The 18678-nt window shown below is 56.0% G+C and carries 16 protein-coding genes; 9 read left to right on the forward strand and 7 right to left on the reverse strand.

Features of this window, described 5'->3' with window-relative positions; all coding sequences use genetic code 11:
• The first annotated feature begins 510 nt into the window (after positions 1-510).
• The gene (gene egtD / locus ABD890_RS00065; protein ID WP_345084064.1) at positions 511-1497 is read left to right on the forward strand and encodes an L-histidine N(alpha)-methyltransferase; all 987 of its coding nucleotides are present in this window, start codon (positions 511-513) and stop codon (positions 1495-1497) included.
• Between the two features lie 38 nt (positions 1498-1535).
• Positions 1536-2810 carry an ergothioneine biosynthesis protein EgtB gene (gene egtB, locus ABD890_RS00070; RefSeq protein WP_345084067.1) on the forward strand — a complete coding sequence of 425 codons (1275 nt, stop codon included), beginning with the start codon at positions 1536-1538 and terminating at the stop codon, positions 2808-2810.
• Positions 2811-2827: 17 nt separating this feature from the next.
• Here egtB and ABD890_RS00075 read toward each other — a convergent pair whose 3' ends face one another.
• Positions 2828-3349, reverse strand: coding sequence for an adenine phosphoribosyltransferase (locus tag ABD890_RS00075; protein ID WP_345084070.1), 522 nt, complete (start codon positions 3347-3349; stop codon positions 2828-2830).
• 193 nt (positions 3350-3542) lie between these two features.
• Positions 3543-4442 carry a sigma-70 family RNA polymerase sigma factor gene (locus tag ABD890_RS00080; protein ID WP_345084073.1) on the reverse strand — a complete coding sequence of 300 codons (900 nt, stop codon included), beginning with the start codon at positions 4440-4442 and terminating at the stop codon, positions 3543-3545.
• 425 nt (positions 4443-4867) lie between these two features.
• Between ABD890_RS00080 and ABD890_RS00085 the strand changes: the two genes are divergently transcribed.
• The gene (locus ABD890_RS00085; RefSeq protein WP_345084076.1) at positions 4868-6169 is read left to right on the forward strand and encodes a DUF4303 domain-containing protein; all 1302 of its coding nucleotides are present in this window, start codon (positions 4868-4870) and stop codon (positions 6167-6169) included.
• 88 nt (positions 6170-6257) lie between these two features.
• On the opposite strand, the gene ABD890_RS00090 is transcribed toward ABD890_RS00085, so the two are convergent.
• The 3 genes from ABD890_RS00090 to cmk form a co-directional block, all read right to left on the reverse strand.
• The gene (locus ABD890_RS00090) at positions 6258-8042 is read right to left on the reverse strand and encodes a 30S ribosomal protein S1 (RefSeq protein WP_345084078.1); all 1785 of its coding nucleotides are present in this window, start codon (positions 8040-8042) and stop codon (positions 6258-6260) included.
• 281 nt (positions 8043-8323) lie between these two features.
• On the reverse strand, positions 8324-9025 hold the full coding sequence (locus ABD890_RS00095; protein WP_345084080.1) for a lysophospholipid acyltransferase family protein: 702 nt from the start codon (positions 9023-9025) through the stop codon (positions 8324-8326).
• Complete coding sequence (gene cmk, locus ABD890_RS00100) at positions 9018-9671, reverse strand: (d)CMP kinase (RefSeq protein WP_345084082.1); 654 nt, start codon at positions 9669-9671, stop codon at positions 9018-9020. Before cmk ends, ABD890_RS00095 begins: the two co-directional genes overlap by 8 nt.
• Positions 9672-9901: 230 nt before the next feature.
• Here cmk and dxr point away from each other — a divergent pair, with 230 nt between their 5' ends.
• The 6 genes from dxr (at position 9902) to ABD890_RS00130 (ending at position 16738) form a co-directional block, all read left to right on the forward strand.
• Positions 9902-11119, forward strand: coding sequence for a 1-deoxy-D-xylulose-5-phosphate reductoisomerase (gene dxr, locus ABD890_RS00105; RefSeq protein WP_345084085.1), 1218 nt, complete (start codon positions 9902-9904; stop codon positions 11117-11119).
• A complete protein-coding gene (locus tag ABD890_RS00110; protein WP_345084088.1) occupies positions 11065-13176 on the forward strand; it encodes a site-2 protease family protein in 2112 nt (703 codons plus the stop codon). Before dxr ends, ABD890_RS00110 begins: the two co-directional genes overlap by 55 nt.
• A gap of 40 nt (positions 13177-13216) precedes the next feature.
• On the forward strand, positions 13217-13918 hold the full coding sequence (locus tag ABD890_RS00115; RefSeq protein WP_345084091.1) for an HAD-IA family hydrolase: 702 nt from the start codon (positions 13217-13219) through the stop codon (positions 13916-13918).
• Positions 13919-14022: 104 nt separating this feature from the next.
• The gene (gene lpxD, locus ABD890_RS00120) at positions 14023-15090 is read left to right on the forward strand and encodes a UDP-3-O-(3-hydroxymyristoyl)glucosamine N-acyltransferase (protein WP_345084094.1); all 1068 of its coding nucleotides are present in this window, start codon (positions 14023-14025) and stop codon (positions 15088-15090) included.
• A gap of 12 nt (positions 15091-15102) precedes the next feature.
• Positions 15103-15996: an LpxI family protein gene (locus ABD890_RS00125; protein ID WP_345084097.1), complete on the forward strand. Its 894-nt coding sequence runs from the start codon at positions 15103-15105 to the stop codon at positions 15994-15996.
• Between the two features lie 31 nt (positions 15997-16027).
• Positions 16028-16738 carry a class I SAM-dependent methyltransferase gene (locus ABD890_RS00130; RefSeq protein ID WP_345084100.1) on the forward strand — a complete coding sequence of 237 codons (711 nt, stop codon included), beginning with the start codon at positions 16028-16030 and terminating at the stop codon, positions 16736-16738.
• Here the strand turns inward: ABD890_RS00130 and ABD890_RS00135 are convergent, their stop codons facing one another.
• Both ABD890_RS00135 and ABD890_RS00140 read right to left on the reverse strand, forming a co-directional pair.
• Positions 16739-17494 (reverse strand): DUF4142 domain-containing protein, encoded by a 756-nt coding sequence (locus ABD890_RS00135; RefSeq protein WP_345084103.1) that lies wholly within the window; start codon positions 17492-17494, stop codon positions 16739-16741.
• A 150-nt stretch (positions 17495-17644) separates the two neighbouring features.
• On the reverse strand, positions 17645-18673 hold the full coding sequence (locus tag ABD890_RS00140; RefSeq protein WP_345084106.1) for a response regulator: 1029 nt from the start codon (positions 18671-18673) through the stop codon (positions 17645-17647).
• Positions 18674-18678: the final 5 nt, after the last annotated feature.

Below are 18678 nucleotides of genomic sequence, written 5' to 3' on the forward strand. Positions count from 1 at the left end.
CCTTGCAACGAGGTGAAGCCATCCCATAGAGCAGCGGTAAGGGGACGCGCCGAGATTGCGAAGTTCTCGCTTAGATTGGACAAAAAAAGCTCACACGGCTGGCGTGGCAGGTAACGATTCGGAGTGATGCGAAATTGACCGATCGAGTGTGCAGAAATTGCACAATCCTTCCCGCATTCTACAAATCTGCCAGCTTTTACCCCCCATCGCACTTGCCTTTTCGCCAGGACAGGGTCGTGCTTCGCTTGGGTGGGCAACATTCTCCCCGACTGAAGGTCGATCTCTAGATTCCGATGGAATAACTGGAAATTTATCCAAGCGGACTCCCAACGCCTCGTTTTGTTGGCAGTCGGACTGCCAACCAGAACGAACTTCTGCCGCTCGTTTGGTAAGCCAGAGCACGGACTTCTGAAAATGCCCCGCAACAATGCCTGGCGTGTTTCCGGCGCGATGATTGCTTTACTCGGTAACATCGCTGCAACAAGATCTCACCCCGTCCTGGATACACCCATGATTCTGCCTCGTTCCGATTCGGGCCGTCACCACTCGACGGCCCTAAGCCGAAACTCTGCCCGCGATACATTTTTGGAAGATGCATTGTCCGGGCTGAGGAACCAGCCCAAGCAACTTCCCTGCAAGTACTTCTACGACCAACGAGGCTCGCGTTTGTTCGATGCGATCTGCGAGACTGACGACTACTATGTAACTCGGACTGAAACGTCGATCATGCAGCATCACGCAGACGAGATGGGAGAATGTCTCGGCCGCGATGTGATGCTCGTTGAATTCGGCAGCGGCAGCAGTCTGAAGACGCGATTTTTGCTGGACCATTTACTTGATCCGGCGGCCTATGTCCCGGTCGACATTTCGCGCGAACATCTGCACAGTTCAGCCGATCGGATTCGCTCGGAGTATCCCGATCTGGAAGTGTTACCGGTGTGTGCCGACTTTACCCGGCCCTTTTCGTTGCCATCTGCCGATCGGCCAGCGAGTCACCAGGCGGTCTACTTCCCAGGATCGACCATCGGCAACTTCCAGCCTGCCGACGCCCAGAAACTGCTGAGCAACATGGCGCAGCTTTGCGGTCAGCAAGGGGGACTGCTGATTGGCATCGATTTGAAGAAGGATCCGGAAGTTCTCGAGAAGGCGTATAACGACTCGGACGGGGTCACGGCGGAATTCAATTTGAACCTCCTTCGCCGCATGCGAAATGAGTTGGATGCCGAGATTGACGTTACGGCCTTCGACCATCACGCGTTCTACAACCCAACCAAGTCACGCGTCGAGATGCACCTGCGAAGTCGCATCGATCAAGCGATTCGTCTCGGTGACGTATCGGTACGTTTGAAGGCTGGCGAATTGATCCATACCGAGAACTCGCATAAGTACAGCATCGAAGGCTTCGCTCAGATGGCGAGTGAGGTCGGCTGGACACTGCGGCGTTCATGGACCGATGTGAATCGCTACTTCGCCGTCTTGCACCTGGTCGTTCTGTAAGCGGTTCCCTTCCCTGCAGCTCTTTTCGGAAAAGGCTCATGTCCACGACTCCCCTCGATCGACAACCGACCGCCGCGTTCTTGTTGCCTCAGTACGAAGCGGTCCGTGGCTTCACACATATCTTGTGCGAGCCGCTGGAAATTGAAGACTACGTCGTCCAGTCGATGCCCGATGCCAGTCCCATTCGATGGCATCTGGCACACACGACCTGGTTCTTCGAGACCTTCATCCTGAAGCGATTCGCCCGGAACTTTGATTCGGTCAATCCGATGTACGAGTACCTTTTCAACTCGTACTACAACGGAATCGGTGAACAGTTTCCTCGTCCCCAGCGTGGTTTGCTGACACGGCCGACCGTCGCCGAGATTATCGACTATCGCCGCCAGGTGGACGATCGCATTGAAAAGCTTCTGCTCGAGGCTCAAGGAAGTGAGGCCGCTCAGATCGTATCGCTGGTCGAGCTTGGTTTGCATCACGAGCAACAACATCAAGAGTTGATGCTGACCGACCTGAAACATGCGTTCGCTCAGAATCCGTTCTACCCGGTCTATCAGCCTCGCGATCGTTGTCGAGAACAACAGTCAACCGAGCGTCCCCAATCGTGGCATGGGTTCGATGGCGGGATTGTCGAGGTCGGCCACGCCACCGATCGTTTCGCCTACGACAACGAACTTCCACGTCACGAAGCGTTGATCCAATCGTTCGAGATCGCAGGCCGACTGGTTACCAACGGCGAGTATCTCGAGTTCCTAGAGGACAACGGCTACCAGCGTCCGGAATTATGGTTATCGATGGGTTGGAATCAGGTTCAGAGCGATCAGTGGGATTCGCCGCTGTATTGGGTGCACCGAAATGATGCCTGGCACGAGTTCACGCTGCATGGACTTGTGCCACTTGATAGACAAGTGCCGGTGACGCACATCAGCTACTTCGAGGCCGATGCGTTCGCTCGTTGGCGCGGGGAACGATTGCCGACAGAGTTCGAGTGGGAGACGGCAAGCCAGAACGTTTCGGGAGAAGGGAACTTCGTCGAGTCGCTGAAGTTCCATCCGATCGCCGCAGACAGCGATGTCGGACTGCGTCAGATGATGGGAGATGCCTGGGAATGGACCGCCAGTCCCTACGTTGCGTATCCTGGTTATCGACCTGCCGAAGGTGCCATTGGCGAGTATAACGGCAAGTTCATGTGCAACCAGTACGTGCTGCGAGGTGGATCGTGTGCCACGTCGCAAAGTCACATTCGCAACACCTATCGCAACTTCTTTCCGCCGGAAGCCCGGTGGCAGTTCACCGGGATTCGACTAGCGAAATAGGTACGAGTCGCGCTCGATTAGTATTCGATCAAGCTGAACGATTCAAACGGAGCAATCCGTTCGGCCCCTTCCAGGGCCTTCAGTTCGATCAGGAAACAGCAACCAGCGACGGTCGCTCCGATCTTTTCGACCAGATTGCAACAAGCCTTCATCGTGCCGCCGGTTGCGAGCAGGTCGTCAACCATCAGGACGTTCTGGCCAGGCCGCACGCCATCGATATGGATCTCGAGCGTATCGCTGCCGTATTCCAGCTCGTAGTGGAACGAGTGCGTATCGAACGGCAGCTTGCCAGGCTTACGAACCGGCACGAAACCGCAGTTCAATTTCAGAGCCAGCGGAGCCGCAAAGATGAAACCGCGAGCTTCCGCCGCGACGATCGCATCGATCTGCTTTCCTTCGTAGTGGGCAGCCATTTGTTCGATGGCTTCGTTGAAGGCATGCGGGTTCGCGAGAAGAGGCGTGATGTCGCGGAACAGAATTCCTGGCTTAGGGAAATCCGGGATATCGCGAATGTACGCCTTGAGATCAATTTCCGACATGCTGCTCACTCCAGCCATTAAAAAGCACCTGAAACATGGATAGCTCCAGGTGCTGAATATACGTGGTTTTCAAGGCTGCGGAAAGAATGGGGCCGCTACGCTAACGGTGGGGAGGCATCCCGCGGCAAGAAACAAAAAAGGTCTTCTGACGCCACATCAGAAGACCTTGTGATTCAGCGAATCTGCCAGAAGCTTATTTGCGGGCACGGCGACGAATCGGGCCTTCCAGCATTCGTTCGCGTGGATCTTGCAATCCTTCGGCCAAACGATTGAGAGCTTCCGTTTCGATCTGACGGACACGTTCGCGCGTCAGGCCCAGCTTCTCGCCGATTTCTTTCAGCGTGTGTGGTTCTTCGCCATGCAGACCAAATCGCATCTTCAAGACGGTCGACTCGCGGCCATCCATCGTCTTCAGCATTTCGCGAACGTGCTTCAGGTCGTCGTGTTCGACCAGTTCCTCTTCAGGATTCTTGAGGCGTTCATCGGTCACCATCTCGCCGAGCGACCAGCCGTTGTCGGCCTGATCGGTTTGCGGGGTGCTGTTATAGATGCGGATCGCCTTCTTGATGATCGGCAGCTTCTTCTTCTGCAGACCCAGGACACGGGCAATCTCTTCCGGCGTTGGCGTACGGCCAAGCTCTTCAGTCAGACGATTGGTGGCCCGTCGCCACTTCGAAAGAAGTTCGACCATGTAAGCCGGGATGCGGATAGTCTTGGCACAGTTGATCAGGGCTCGTTTGATCGACTGCTTGATCCAGTAGCTGGCATAGGTGCTGAACCGAGTTCCCATTGCCGGGTCAAAACCTTCGACCGCACGCAAGAGTCCCAGGTTGCCTTCTTCAATGAGATCCTGCAGGCCCAGACCTTTGCCGGTGTAACCGCGAGCGATGTTCACGACCAAACGCAAGTTGGCGCGAACCATTCGGTCTCGAGCGGCTACGTCCCCTTCGCCAATCGCGGTTGCGAGCTCACGTTCTTCCTTGGCAGAAAGAAGCGCCGTCTCGTTGATTTCGCGCAAATAAGTTTCGAGCGGACTCTGCACGGATTCGAAATCGTCGAATTCCGTTTCACTCCGTTTAGTCTTAGTGGCCATATCGCTTCTATGCTTTCGAACTCGTGGCGGGGGAAATATTTTCACGCTGTCACACCACTGCTATCGTCCATGTGCTATCACTTTCTTTGCCACATGGCGAAACCGGCACCAATACACAGAATGTTCCGGTTGTGCTGAATGCAATCGAAGTACCCGCACGTCGGGGATATTTAGAGAATCTCTCGGCAGCTGTGACGGCTGTAGGGATTATGCAGCCCGGCTTCCCTCTTTCACCGATCGAAGGCCTCCGCTCGCTTTGCAGGAATGCCGCTCGCTGTTGCCCATGTTGCCATCCACTACTTGGTTGCTGGTTCCAAGACGAATCTGGTAATCGGATCAAGCATGGCCATGCTGGAAATTGATGTCTCGCCCCGCTAAAACCGACCGTCAGCAGCAAGAGATCTGGCACCAAACGAGGGCGGGTGATGGCAATTGTGGACTGGAAAGCGTGGGAACAACATTGCTACGAGGGCGTCTTGGCTGCCCTCGAGAAGCGGATCGGCAGTACAAAGGGAACCTTCTACGCGGTCGTGTTTCACGAATTCTATGGCGAGTGTGGCGGCATGATCGCCCTGCCCTGGCTTGCGGCCAATACGGTCGAATTGCTGGGGGAAGAAACCGACAGCCGCTGGAGTTCTGCCGATTGGAAATGGACAAATATCAAATATGCTTCGCCGGAATTGCGCAAGGCTCATCGTGCTCTCCAGAAGGAAGCCGCCAAGCTCGACGACGATGACTGGGAAAAGGAGTACCAGCGCTATGTCGACTCCTTCATTCGCGTCGCCAAGTCAGTTAGCAAAGCGTTTAAGAAGCATCCGCAGGTTACCCAGGACTTTGGCGTTTTCGTTTTTACCGAAGAAAACGAAGTCGAGACTTTGCGGAAATGCGTCTCACCGGCACGGTTTCGCAAGCTCTTTCCTAACATGCAGGAAATGCTCGACAACGAAGAGCAACTTTCCGGTAGCCCTGTCGACCAGAAATTGGCCCTCTACCGGAAAGACCTGTGGGAGCATCGCCAACAGATCATTCAACTCGGCCACGATGCCTTGCCGCTGCTGCTGGATGTTTTGCTGAACGACAAAGATCAGGATTGGGCCGCTGCCGACCTGATTGGCGAGATGGGGCTGGACGATCCCCAGGCGATTGCCCTGCTTCGCCGACGGGCCTCCACGGGGAAAGAGACCTGCTTCCACGACACGACCGCCTTGGCCATGCTCGGAGACCATGACTTTTTGTTTCGCCTGACCCGCAAGGTGAAAACCAGAAAGATTGCCGTGGAAGGCATCCTTTCGCTCTACAACTACGACCTGGCTTTTGATCGAAAGATCCCGCTCGACTATCGACTGGCGGAACAGGTCTTATCCGACATTTGGTGCCAAAAGCAAATGGAGAAAGAGAGGGCCGGCGGCCGCTCGATTCAGGTCAGCGATATCGACGAAGTGCTGCGCGGTCTTGAGTCTCCCCAGGCATGGATACGCCAGCATGCGGTCTGCTGCCTGGGAGACAAGCGGCTACGCAAAAAGCAAAGCGGAAGGATCTTACCGGCATTGGCTGAGAGGCTGAACGATCGACGAGCCAACGTCCGCCGCCTCGCGATTATCATGCTTCACTACTGGGGAAAGCTGGCGAAGCCTTTCTTGCCCGAGATTCGCAAGCGTACGAAAGATCGGAGCGAAGAAGTTGCCGACACGGCCCGCCACTATGCCAAAGAGATCCGCCGCTACTAGAATGCCACGCGTCACTTATACCAGCAAAAAAAAGGCCCTGATCGTTTGATCAGGGCCTTCATCATTTCGTGATGCGTACGAGCGAGGACTAGTTTTCTTCGCCTTCGCTTGGCATGTTGAACAGCGGGCCGCTGCTGCCCAGACCACCCTTGAGTTCGGATGGCTGGCTGCTGCCGCCACGGCTTTCTTCCGAAGCTTCTGGAGCTTCGTCTTCCGCCCACTGAACACGCTTACGCGACAGGCCGATCTTGCGATCGTCGGTGTCGACTCGCAGAATCTTGACTTCGATTTCTTCGCCAACCTTGACGACGTTTTCTGGGTTTTCGACCTTGTCGTCCGACAGTTCGCTGATGTGGAGCAGACCTTCGAGGCCGTCTTCCAGACCGACAAACACGCCGAAGTTGGTGATCTTGGTGACCTTACCCTTAACCAACTGGTTCGGCTGGTACTTTTCGGGAATGGTGGTCGCCCATGGATCCGATTCGAGCTGCTTCAGGCCCAGAGCGATACGACGACGTTCTTCGTCGATGCTGAGCACCTTGCACTGGACTTCCTGGCCCTTTTCGAGCATTTCGCTTGGATGGCCGATCTTGCGGGTCCACGACATGTCCGAAACGTGCAGCAGGCCGTCGATACCCTCTTCCAGCTCGACAAACGCACCGTAGTTGGTGAGGTTGCGAACACGGCCCTTGACGACCGATTCGACTGGATAGCGGTCCTTGATGTTTTCCCAAGGATTCGACTGGGTCTGCTTCATACCCAAGGAGATCTCTTGCTTCTCCTTGTTGATGCCCAGGATGACCACTTCGATTTCGTCGTTGATGTTGACGATTTCGCTTGGGTGGCTGATACGCTTGGTCCACGACATTTCCGAGATGTGAACCAGACCTTCGATACCTTCTTCCAGCTTGACGAAGGCACCGTAGGACATGACGTTGACGACCGAACCCTTGACCTTCGAGCCGACTGGGTACTTGGTTTCGACACCATCCCATGGGCTTGGGGTCAGCTGCTTTAGACCCAAGGCGATCTTTTCGCGTTCGTGGTCGATGTTCAGGATCTGAACTTCGATTTCGTCGTCGATGTTCACCATTTCGGTTGGGTGACCGATACGGCCCCAGCTCATGTCGGTGATGTGCAACAGACCGTCGATGCCGCCCAGGTCGACGAACGCACCGAAGTCGGCGATGTTCTTGACCACGCCCTTGCGGGTTTGACCGACTTCCAGTTCCTTGAGCAACGATTCACGATCGCTCTTACGCTTACGTTCGATGAGCGAACGACGGCTGACAACGATGTTGCGACGTTCGGCATCGATCTTGAGCACTTCGCACTCGACCGTCTTGCCGATGTAGTCGGCGATGTCGTGTGGACGGCGAATATCGACCTGGCTGGCAGGCAGGAACACGTTGACGCCGATGTCGACGAGCAAACCACCCTTGATCTTGCGGGTGACTTCCCCCTTGACGACCTGACCTTCGGCGATGGATTCCATCGTCCGTTCCCAGTCGTCGATCTTACGAGCCTTACGCTTCGAAAGGGCGACCATACCGTGCGGATCGTCGGTGCGACCGAATTCGTCTTCGACGTCTTCAACCAGCACGCGAACCGTGGCGCCAACTTCCGGCGGATCTTCGTCCTCATCCCATTCGTCGCGGGGAACGCTGCCTTCGCTCTTGCCGCCGATGTCGATCAGCACGAATTCGTCGTCCATACGAAGAATTCGGCCCTCGACAATCTTGTTAATTTCGATCGATTCTTCCAACTCGATCGTGTCGAGCCAGGTGTCCTCAGTGCCGGACGCCAAGCTGTCGATTTCTGCTAAGAGTGTGTCGTCACTTTCGAGATTGCGAATGAGATTACGGTTGACCATGCTTTAAAGTTTGAACCAAGAGGGGGCTCGAAGTCGCCGGGTAATTTTCGTGTCGGCCGCAAACAGAGATAAATTACGGCGGCCAGTCCGCAGACCAGGGCGATGGTTTCGAGTGCAAAAATGCCAGGACCAGCGAATCGGCGCAGGAGACTACACTATCCCCTTCATAACGCTAGATTCATTGAGAACCCGTAAAACTATCAAATCGCCAAAACACCATCAACCACAGAACGTGGGGTGAGACCTCCTGTTTCGGCAATTTTGCGGAAAGAAGGTTCCGTTTAGGCAAGCTGCGCCTTCTGTTCATCCAAGGGTATGCGGTTCATCGAGAAGCTTCGCGATGCTTGCACTTCGGCAAACATCGTGTGCATTTCGGTCTGAAGTCGCTCCAGCAACTCGTCATCCGATAACGACGCGATTTCTGCCGGTGTGATCGGCGTCCCGATCTTCACGTGCACCACACCTGCCGTGGGGAGCAGTTGCCACTTCGGCCAGGCCTGAAACGAGCCATCGAACACAATCGGCACGATTGGTACCCGTCCGTGCCGGGCTACCGCAATGAAACCGGGCCGCAACTTACCGATTTGGCCATCTTGGCTGCGGGTACCTTCCGGGAAGATCAGGACGAAATCGTCTTCCCGAAGGCGTTTAAGCGTTTCTTTCAGACCATCCAAACCGGTCCCATCGCGATTGACCGGAATCGCATTGAGTTTTTTGATAAATGTCTTCAGCGGAAACCGGAAGAGCGACTGCTTGGCCAGAAAGCTCAGTTGTCGCTCGCAACATAGCCCGACCAAGACCGGGTCGAAAAATCCCTGATGATTCGCACATACCAGGGCGCCACCATCGCTGGGCCAGTTCTCGCGACCGAAGACACGCACGCGATAGAGCGAAATCGCCACTAATCGCGCGGTCACTCGCAACCATCGATAAAACAGCCGCTGCAGCCAACTTCGGGTTCGTACCTTCTTCTTCTCACGCATTCTGGCACCCCCTCACGATTTCGATCAGGGCGTGCAGTACTTCGTCCTCGGTCATCTTGTCGGTCAAAAGTTCCTGGGCATCTTCCGCTTTCTTGAGCGGTCCCACGTCGCGTTGGCTGTCCTCTTCATCGCGGCGAGTTTGCTGCTGCAAGATTTCCTCGAACGAAACCGTTTCGCCGCGTGCCGCCAGATCGGTAACACGGCGACGGGCTCGTTCTTCAGGCGTCGCGGTCAGAAAGATCTTGCACTCGGCATTCGGAAAGACCACCGTTCCTTGATCTCGTCCTTCGGTGACGACGTCTTTTCCAACTGCGAATTCTCGCTGAAGCCGGACTAGTTCTTCGCGGACACCAACATTGTTTGCCGCGTAACGGGTATGCTGCGTCACCTGCTGCGAGCGAATTTCATGCGAGACATCCTCGCCGTTCAGAAACACTTTCGCGCCGGAAAGGTCAATCGTTGCCTCACGGGCATACGCCACCAACTGCTCGGCATCACCCCAGTTAATACCTGCCTGAAGCCCCTTGAGGGCAATGGCTCGGTACATCGCGCCGGTATCGAGAAAGGCGAACCCCAGTTGGTCTGCCAGGCGGCGAGAGATACTGCTTTTTCCAGCCCCGGCCGGGCCATCGATGGTGACAATCATGCAATGACGTGTCGCTGATTTGCAGGGATCGAAGAGAACGAAAGAGCACGCAAACGGGGCTGCTCTGATGTTATAGCAAGAAGGCCGAAAAGCTTCGACGACCCAGACGCAGGTCTGCGCAGCCCTCCCAGACACCCTAACCAAACCCTTTTCCACAGTAATCTTTCGCGATTGGGCGAATTCTGGAACAATCGCAAGTCGGTAAAGCCCTTCCTGCTTAGAAACGGTCCATGGTCAGCTCGTCCCCCTCGAAAACCTGCCGCAATGTCGTCGTCCTGGGAGCCACAGGCAGTATCGGATGCAGCACGCTCGATGTTATTCGTGCTAGCAATGGTGAGTTCTTCCCATTCGCACTCTCAGCACATGGCCGGCTCGATGACCTGCTGAAGGCGGCCATCGAACATCAGCCACGGTTTATCGTAGCCAGCGACGATGCCGCCGCCGAGGCGTTTGATTGGTCCACTTTGCCTGAAGGAACGACCCTGCTGACGGGAACTGCCGGACTGCAGAAAGTCGCCTCCCACCCTGAGACAGACATCGTTGTTTCCGCGATCGTCGGTCGGGCTGGTCTCGAAGGAACTTTCGCCGCAATCGAGGCGGGCAAACGGGTTGCCTTGGCGAATAAAGAAACATTAGTGGTAGCCGGGCACCTGGCGACCAAACTGGCCGCCGAGTCTGGGGCAGAGATCTTGCCCGTCGACAGCGAACACAGCGCGATCTTTCAGGCTTTGAAAGCAGGCCGCGAAGTCGACGTGAAGCGGGTGGTGCTGACCGCTTCGGGCGGACCATTCCGGAATTTCACGCAGAAACAACTCGACGAAGTGACCGCCGCCGAGGCCTTGAAACATCCGACCTGGAAGATGGGCCCCAAGATCACAGTCGACTCCGCCACGATGATGAACAAGACGCTGGAATTGATCGAAGCCAAATGGCTGTTTGATCTTTCCGTCGATCAGTTAGACGTAGTGGTTCACCCGCAGTCGATCGTTCACTCGCTGGTCGAGTTCGTCGATGGGTCATTCGTCGCCCAGATGAGCCCCCCCGATATGCGGATGCCAATTCAGCTGGCGATGACCTATCCCGAGAGGACGGAGTGTCCTGCGCGGCAGCTCGATCTGAACCAGGCCATTTCCCTCTCTTTTGAGCCACCAGACTACGAGCGATTTCCCGCCCTTAAACTGGGCAAAGAGGTAGCGCAACGTGGAGGGACCTGCGGAGCTGTGCTAAATGCGGCCAATGAAGTGGCCGTAGCGCAGTTTTTGGAGGGTAAAATTCGTTTTGTTGACATTTACCGGGTATGTCGCCACGTACTGGACGAACACCCGTTTGAATCAAACCCTGAATTAACGCGGTTGCTCGAGCTAGATGCTTGGGCCCGAGAGGAGTCTAACAAGTGGATCACTTGCTGTTTGCGGCAAGCCAAGGATCAGGCCTGTTCCAATACCTAGGTGGCGCCGGATCGTTCCTGCTGGGCATTATTGGCCTCGGGATCGTCATCTTCGTCCACGAATTGGGACATTTTCTGGTAGCGAAGGCCTGTGGTGTACGTTGCGACAAGTTCTATGTCGGCTTCGACGTACCAATCACCATTGGCCCCTGGACGATCTCGGCCCTGTGGAAAAAGCAGTGGGGCGAGACCGAATACGGGATCGGAACGATTCCGCTGGGTGGCTACGTGAAGATGCTGGGTCAGGACGACAATCCTGGCAACTCGGAAGAAGAGCAAGCCAGCACGATGATCGAAACGACCGACTCCGAAGGCAACACGCAGAAGGTCGTCAATCCACGCAGCTATACCGCCAAGAGCGTTCCGCAACGTATGGCCATCATTTCGGCCGGCGTGATCTTCAACCTGATCTTTGGTGTGATCTTCGCGGCGATCGCCTTCAACATGGGCGTTTCGTACACACCTGCCGAGATTGGTTGGGTTCAACCAGGTTCGCCTGCCTGGAAGGCTGGCATCGTCCCTGGCGATTCCATCGTTGGGTTTAGCGCCGATGGAACCATTCGTCCGCATGTGCGTTTCGACAAAGACATGATGGTTCGCATCATCTCGAACGGAACGGGTAGCCCGATGCCGTTCGTCGTCGAAGCGCCCGATGGCGAGAAACGCGTTATCGATATCACGCCAGAAGAGGTCTCGAAAGAATCGGACCGTCCGACCATCGGTGTGGCGCCAATGCGTAACACCGAGATGCTGGTCGCTCCGACGCAGCTCGAAATGGCCTATGGCAAAGAAATCGCAGACAGCCTGCATTCGGGCGACATGCTGATTCAAATCAACGACGAGAAAATCGACAGCTTCCTCACCTATCAGAAGTACGTCGCCAACCATCCTTACGAAGATCTCAACCTGAAGCTGACTCGTAAGGGTGAAGGGGAAGACGCCAAGGAAGAAGACGTTGCCGTTAAACTGCCAACGGTTCCTTATCGGGACTCTGGTTTGGTCATGGAAATGAGTCCGATCCTGGCCATTCGCGAAGGCTCGCCGGCTGAAAAGTCAGGCCTGCTCGTTGGCGACAAGCTGGTTTCGATCAATGGCGAACCCGTGGGCAACGGCTTTACCCTGCCAAGCCGAGAGACTAAGTGGGCTGGTCAAACGGTCGAAGTGGTCGTCCTTCGCGAAGGCAAGGAAGTGACCAAATCGATGCAGACAGCCGTTCCTCAAGGCTTCTCGACGGACTATTACCCAGGCTACCAGATTGGCTGCGAAACGCTGGGCGTTTCGTTCAACCTGGGAACTGTGATTGCTGAAGTCTCGCCAGGTAGCGAAGCTGAAAAAGCAGGTCTCGTGGCAGGCGATGAAGTTCTCATCGTCGACTTCGAGGGTAACAGCGACGCGGCCGACGAATACAATGCCAGCCTGAAGATCGGCTCGAAGAAGGTCCCGCTGACGAAGGACGAAATCGCCTGGCAGGCAATTCAGTCGACCATCCAGCGTGCCCATCCTGACACTTCGGTTGTGTTGTCGGTGAAGAAGAAGTCGACCGGCAACGCAGTCAACCTGGCGATCAATACGGTCGCTTCGGAAACCGAGATGCTCCAGAATCGTTACCTGCACTTCCAAGGCGTCGAGAAGATTCAGTACGCCTCAAGCGTCAGCGATTCGCTCTTCCTGGGCGTACGTGAAGTGAGCGAAGGGATGCAGCAGGTCGTGATGGTGCTCCGCAAGATCTTCTCAGGCGAGATGCGTCTGACTGGCCTCGGAGGCCCAGCGACGATCCTGGCCGTGGCAACCGTCGAATCGTCGCACGGTATTCCACGTTTGTTGACCTTCCTGACGCTGATCAGTGCCAACCTGGCCGTGGTGAACTTCCTGCCGATTCCGGTCCTGGACGGTGGTCACATGATGTTCCTGCTGTATGAAGGCATCCGAGGTCGCGCCATGAACGAGAAGTGGATGATGCGTCTGACCTACATTGGTCTGGCCATGGTCCTGACGTTGATGCTCACGGTGATCTTCCTCGACATCAACCGCTTTAGTGCCTGGCTGCCTTGGGGCTAGTCCACTGAGCAATTCTGAAAATCCGACACCGCGTCCGAAGATGATTCTTCTGGACGCGGTGGGCACGATCATCTTTCCCTCGCCATCGGTCGCCTCCGCTTATCAGGCGGCCGGACGCCTTGCTGGCATTAATCTGGACGAGACGACGATTCGCCACCGATTCCGTGAGGCGATCAACCGCTACAGCGTTCAATCCTTTCAAACCGAGCGTGGCCAAACACAGCCGCTGCGCACGGACGAAGTCACCGAACGGCTTCGTTGGCAAGCGATCGTCCAGCATGTCCTTTCGCCACCGGCTGATCGTTTCGAAGAAGTGTTCGATCGCCTTTGGAATCACTTCGGTCAGCCTGAACATTGGCAGCCATTCGACGACGTCTTCCCTGCCCTGGCGATTCTTCAGTCGGCCGGCTTTCAGCTGGGGGTCGCCTCGAATTTCGATAGTCGGCTTCGTCCGATCGTCGAACGCTATTTGGGCTCGTTCAATTTGAAGCTATTCATCTCTTCCGAAGTCGGCTGGGTGAAGCCAGCAGCCGCGTTCTATCACGCAGCCCAAAAACAAATTGGCATCCCGGTGGATCAATTACTTTTGATCGGTGACGACCTGGAAAATGACGTGGTAGCACCAAAGCGGGAAGGCTGGCAAGCTGCGTATCTTTCTCGTAAATCGGAGCCCTCCTCCACCCAACCTGCAGGGGAATTCGCTTCCCTCCTGGAGTTTGCCAAGGCAATCTCCCAGGCCTGATCAAGTCGAGGCCGGACAAGCAATTGATGTTGGTCGTGTGGGGGGAGACGCGTTACATTAGTGCGATCCGTATCTACACGACCCGCTTTGGAAAGGATTCCACCATGGGCACGACGCTGGCGCAATTGGCCGAGCTCGTCGACGGCAAAGTCTTCGGCGATCCCAATCTGAAAATCACAGGCGCCAATATCATTCGCGATGCCGTGTCGGGTGAACTCACGCTGATGGACAAGCCTGACCAAGTCGGCTTGTTGATGGAAAATTGCCAGGCCTCGGCCGTGCTCGTTCGTGAGATCTCGGACAAACTGAACATCGACGGAATTCTGGTGGCCAACGTGCATGAAGCGTTCGGCAAAGTCATCCGCTTCTTCCAGCCATGGGAACAGACGCAGGCCAGCGGTATTCATCGCAGCGCGATCGTGTCCCTAGCCGCCGTCGTCGATCCCACCGCCACCATTGGTGCCGGCAGCGTGATCAGCGATGGTGTGGTGATCGGTAAGAACTCAGTCATCCATAGCGGCGTCCACATTCAAGCTGGTTGCCACATCGGCGAAGACGTCACCATCTTCCCAGGCGCGGTCCTTTATGACCGGACCGAAGTGGGCGATCGCTGCATCATTCATTCGGCCGCCGTGCTGGGGGCTTACGGCTTCGGCTACGATTCGTCGACCGGTCGGCACATTCTTTCCGCTCAGCTTGGCAACGTGATTCTGGAATCGGACGTCGAGATCGGTGCCGGTACCACCATCGACCGCGGGACGTATGGATCGACCAAGATCGGCGAAGGGACCAAGATCGACAACCAGGTGATGATCGGCCACAACTGCCGCATCGGAAAGCACAACCTCCTTTGCTCGCAGGTCGGGATCGCCGGCAGTACCTCGACTGGCGACTATGTCGTCATGGCGGGTCAGGTCGGTGTTCGCGATCACGTCCACATCGGTACCGGAGCACAGCTTGGTGCCAAGGCAGGTGTTGGTTCCGACATTCCTGAAGGCCAGCAAACGATAGGCATTCCGGCTGGGCCGTTCAAAGAAGTTATCGCCGAACACATGGCCATCAAACGCCTGCCGGACATGCGAAAGACCTTGAGGGCGCTGACCAAGCGTATCGAACAACTGGAAAAGGAAGCCGCCGCCAACGCCGCTCCTGCCATCCGTAAAGCTTCGTAACCGACTCGATCGATGACCATGACAAACCAAAGTCCTGTAGGCTTGCTGGCGGGCTGGGGTAACCTGCCGATTGTCGTTGCGGAAGCGATCCGACGCAGCGGGCGTCAGGTAATTTGCGCTGCGGTTAAAGACCACGCTGACCCGGTTCTCGAAGAAATCTGCGATGCGACGACCTGGGTTGGCCTCGGCCAGCTTGGCAAAGTGAAGCGTCACTTTCTGAAACATCAGGTCGCCGACGCCACGATGGCCGGCAAGATCCACAAGGTGCACTTGTTTGATCGAGCCGCCGTCTGGAAGCACCTTCCCGACTGGTTCTGCCTGAAGACCTTCGCCCCACAAATCATCTGGGGCTCAGGCGATCGCAAAGACGACACCCTCCTGATGGCGATCGTCAACGGATTTGCTCGCCAAGGAATTACCTTCCTCCCTGCCACCGATTTCGCTCCGGAGTTGCTCGTGAATTTTGGCATGATCGCAGGCTCGCGTCCCAGCAGCAAAATGTTTCGCGACATCGAATTCGGCTGGGAGATGGCCAAGGAACTTGGTCGCCTCGATATCGGTCAAAGCGTGGCTGTGAAGAACCAGGCGGTGCTGGCCCTGGAAGCGATCGAAGGGACCGACGCGTGCATTCGTCGCGCAGGCGAATTGTGCAAAGCAGGAGGGTTCACCGTGGTGAAGGTTTCCAAGCCGCAGCAAGATATGCGGTTCGATGTCCCCACGATCGGTGTCCGCACACTCGAAACGATGGTGGCTGCCGGGGCATCGACCTTGGTCTTGGAAGCGGAAAAAACCATTCTCCTCGACGAGCCAGCCGTGTTAGAATTTGCGAAAGCCCATCGTTTAACGATCCTTGCTGTCAGCGAAGATCGCCTCGCCCAGTTTGCTAACTCTTCGGAAGCGGCCTAGCAGTGACATGCGGGGCCGTTCGTCTGGCCTCATGTCGCGTCACATCTTCCTCACGCTTTCACTACTGCTCGCCTTTCCCCTGACGACATTCGCTCAGAAGGGTGTCGTCGACGTTAACGGTCAACCAACCTATCAGGGACGCGAGATCGCGCAAACGATGCACTACGCCGGGGCACCGTGGCTGATCCGCGAGAGCCGCCAACGCGAAGAAGACTGCGAGAAGATGCTCAAGAACCTCGGCCTCAAGCCGGGCATGACCGTCTGCGACATGGGCTGCGGCAACGGGTTCTATAGCCTGAAGATGGCGGAGATGGTCGGCAAGGAAGGCAAAGTTCTGGCCGTTGATATTCAGCCGGAGATGCTCCGCCTGCTCAAGGCTCGAGCCGAAGAGGAAGGGATCGACAACATCGAACTCGTTCTGGGCGACATCGACAATCCCAAGCTCCCTGAAGGCAAAGTCGACCTGATCTTATGCGTCGATGTCTATCACGAGTTTTCGCATCCGGTCGAAATGCTCGGGCACATGAGAAAGTCGCTCAAACCAGATGGCGTAATCGCCTTACTCGAATTTCGTTTGGAAGACCCGAACGTTCCGATCAAGTTGCTCCATAAGATGAGCAAGAAGCAAATGAACCTCGAATACGAATCAAACGGCTTCGAGGTCGTCCGTCAATTCGATGGTCTGCCGTGGCAACACATGGTGTTCTATGGAAAAGCGGACAAAGCCGCGAAGCCGGACTAACTACGGCGTTTCTCCATCGAGGTGATCTTCCACCTTGCGTGCCGCCGCCAGGTGCTGGTCGGCCGCAGCTTTAGTTTGCCGGACAAGCTGCTGAAGCTCGGGTGAGGACGAATCGTGCGTCATCCCGAGTTCGGCAATGATCCAACCATGGAGCTGGATGACCTGCTGCAGATAGGCCTGGTCGAACTCCTCTTTGTCGACCGATTCCAGCTGCTGAACCACCGCCGTGATATGCTTCTTCACGGCGTCGCACTGGTAGCGAACCGCGTCGACTTCGTTTTCAATCGTCGTGGCAGATGGACGGTCAGCTTGAGGAACGGTTCGCCACGGAGCGGTTGGCGGCTTCCGTTTGCCATCGCCCTGGAGAACCCACTTGTTGTCGCGAATCGTTTCGGCGTCGGCGCGCTCTTGCCATGTGCCTGGTTCGCCACGCGAGTAGTGGATATCGGTATCAATCGTTTTAATCGCTTGCCAATGCTGTGGGTCGATCAACGGCTCAAGCTTCTTTTCTAACTCGCGATGCTCGGCCACGGACGACTGGGCAAATTTCTGGACCGCTTCTGAGTGGGCCTGTTTTTCAGCAAGCCGACCAAGCACGATCGCTTCTTTATTCATCAGCACCATCTTGATCGCCGGATGGCTTCCGAGAACGTCGATGCCAGAGCCTTCTTGGGAGGTCTCTGGCTCTGCAAACGCAACGGAGTGAAGAACTAGCCCGAAGACCAGACCGAGGCTTGCTGTTCGCGAAATCGTCATCGTCCAGTATCTCCTTGAGCCAGACCCACCGTGTCGGAACCAATCTCCAGTCGGAAATGGTTGCAACTCGTGTTCCGAATCCAGATCTCGCAAATCGAGACCTGGTGTATCTGCAAGAAGTGTCGCTCAGGCGAGCGGTGCAGGCCGAGATCAGCCAGTGATGACGCTAGAAAACTGGCTTACGTTGGGCAGCTTAATCCGAATTTGAGCCGTATTCGGGTCTTCTTCCAACCAGATACGGCCGTTGAGTTGTTCGACCAGCAAGCGAACCACTTCGATGCTCATGTTCCCGCCGCTTTCGCCATTGAGCTGAGCTTGAGGCGACAACTGGCCTGAGATGGCCTTCAGGGTTTCGACCTTTGACTCGAATCGGACGTCGATTCTGGCTTCTTCGGCATCGGTCGAGGTTTCGAGTGTCACCGACTTCGCACCATCCAGAGCCGCTAGTTCGAGCAGTTCCCGGCAAATTGCTTTGACGGCCTCGCGATCTGACTTCAGCAGCAGCGTCGAATGGCTGATCAACTCGATCGGAGCTTGCGGCTGAAGATGCTGTTGATCTTGGATTGCTTCTCGAGCGACCTCGGTTAACGAGATTGGTTCCGGGGACCAAGAGATCGACGTCACTCGTGCATAAGCAACCAGTCCGTCCATCAAGTGTTCGAGCCGATCCAAAAGTGGCTCATGCGTGTCGGATTCGATGGCGCTTAGCTGACGGATCGCGGCGGAGGTGTCTCGGCACTTCGTTGCGGCAGCAGTCACGATCTTTTGCAATGCGATCCGGCAACGCAGTGTCTGACGGTCGGCTTGCATATGTCGCATCGCGTTCGCCAGACTTCGGCAGAGCGATGCCCGCGTCAGATCGTCTTTAATCAGGTAGTCCTGACAGCCTTGCTTGATGGCATCGACGGCCAGTTGTTCGTGCCCCATGGCGGTCATCATGACCACGGGAAGATCCAGCAGGATCGCTTCAGGCAACAGTTGCAGACCAGTTCCATCCGGCAAACGAAAATCGAGCAGTACACACTCGTATCGATTGCTACTGAGTGCCTGCCGTGCGGCATCCAGACTGGATGCCTCGTCAATGACAAAATCTTCTCCCACTAGTCGTTTGACGAGCATCCGAAACACGGAGTCGTCTTCAACCAACAAGACTTTAGGTGGGGTGAACGAGTCACTCATCGATG

This window comes from Bremerella cremea, assembly GCF_039541315.1.
GTDB lineage: Bacteria > Planctomycetota > Planctomycetia > Pirellulales > Pirellulaceae > Bremerella > Bremerella cremea.

What these genes read in the sequence shown, in the direction of transcription:
- egtD (WP_345084064.1), top strand. Translation starts at nt 511, where the DNA reads ATGATTCTGCCTCGTTCCGATTCGGGCCGTCACCACTCGACGGCCCTA.
- egtB (WP_345084067.1), top strand. Translation starts at nt 1,536, where the DNA reads ATGTCCACGACTCCCCTCGATCGACAACCGACCGCCGCGTTCTTGTTG.
- ABD890_RS00075 (WP_345084070.1), bottom strand. Translation starts at nt 3,349, where the DNA reads ATGTCGGAAATTGATCTCAAGGCGTACATTCGCGATATCCCGGATTTC.
- ABD890_RS00080 (WP_345084073.1), bottom strand. Translation starts at nt 4,442, where the DNA reads ATGGCCACTAAGACTAAACGGAGTGAAACGGAATTCGACGATTTCGAA.
- ABD890_RS00085 (WP_345084076.1), top strand. Translation starts at nt 4,868, where the DNA reads ATGGCAATTGTGGACTGGAAAGCGTGGGAACAACATTGCTACGAGGGC.
- ABD890_RS00090 (WP_345084078.1), bottom strand. Translation starts at nt 8,042, where the DNA reads ATGGTCAACCGTAATCTCATTCGCAATCTCGAAAGTGACGACACACTC.
- ABD890_RS00095 (WP_345084080.1), bottom strand. Translation starts at nt 9,025, where the DNA reads ATGCGTGAGAAGAAGAAGGTACGAACCCGAAGTTGGCTGCAGCGGCTG.
- cmk (WP_345084082.1), bottom strand. Translation starts at nt 9,671, where the DNA reads ATGATTGTCACCATCGATGGCCCGGCCGGGGCTGGAAAAAGCAGTATC.
- dxr (WP_345084085.1), top strand. Translation starts at nt 9,902, where the DNA reads ATGGTCAGCTCGTCCCCCTCGAAAACCTGCCGCAATGTCGTCGTCCTG.
- ABD890_RS00115 (WP_345084091.1), top strand. Translation starts at nt 13,217, where the DNA reads ATGATTCTTCTGGACGCGGTGGGCACGATCATCTTTCCCTCGCCATCG.
- lpxD (WP_345084094.1), top strand. Translation starts at nt 14,023, where the DNA reads ATGGGCACGACGCTGGCGCAATTGGCCGAGCTCGTCGACGGCAAAGTC.
- ABD890_RS00125 (WP_345084097.1), top strand. Translation starts at nt 15,103, where the DNA reads ATGACCATGACAAACCAAAGTCCTGTAGGCTTGCTGGCGGGCTGGGGT.
- ABD890_RS00130 (WP_345084100.1), top strand. Translation starts at nt 16,028, where the DNA reads ATGTCGCGTCACATCTTCCTCACGCTTTCACTACTGCTCGCCTTTCCC.
- ABD890_RS00135 (WP_345084103.1), bottom strand. Translation starts at nt 17,494, where the DNA reads ATGACGATTTCGCGAACAGCAAGCCTCGGTCTGGTCTTCGGGCTAGTT.
- ABD890_RS00140 (WP_345084106.1), bottom strand. Translation starts at nt 18,673, where the DNA reads ATGAGTGACTCGTTCACCCCACCTAAAGTCTTGTTGGTTGAAGACGAC.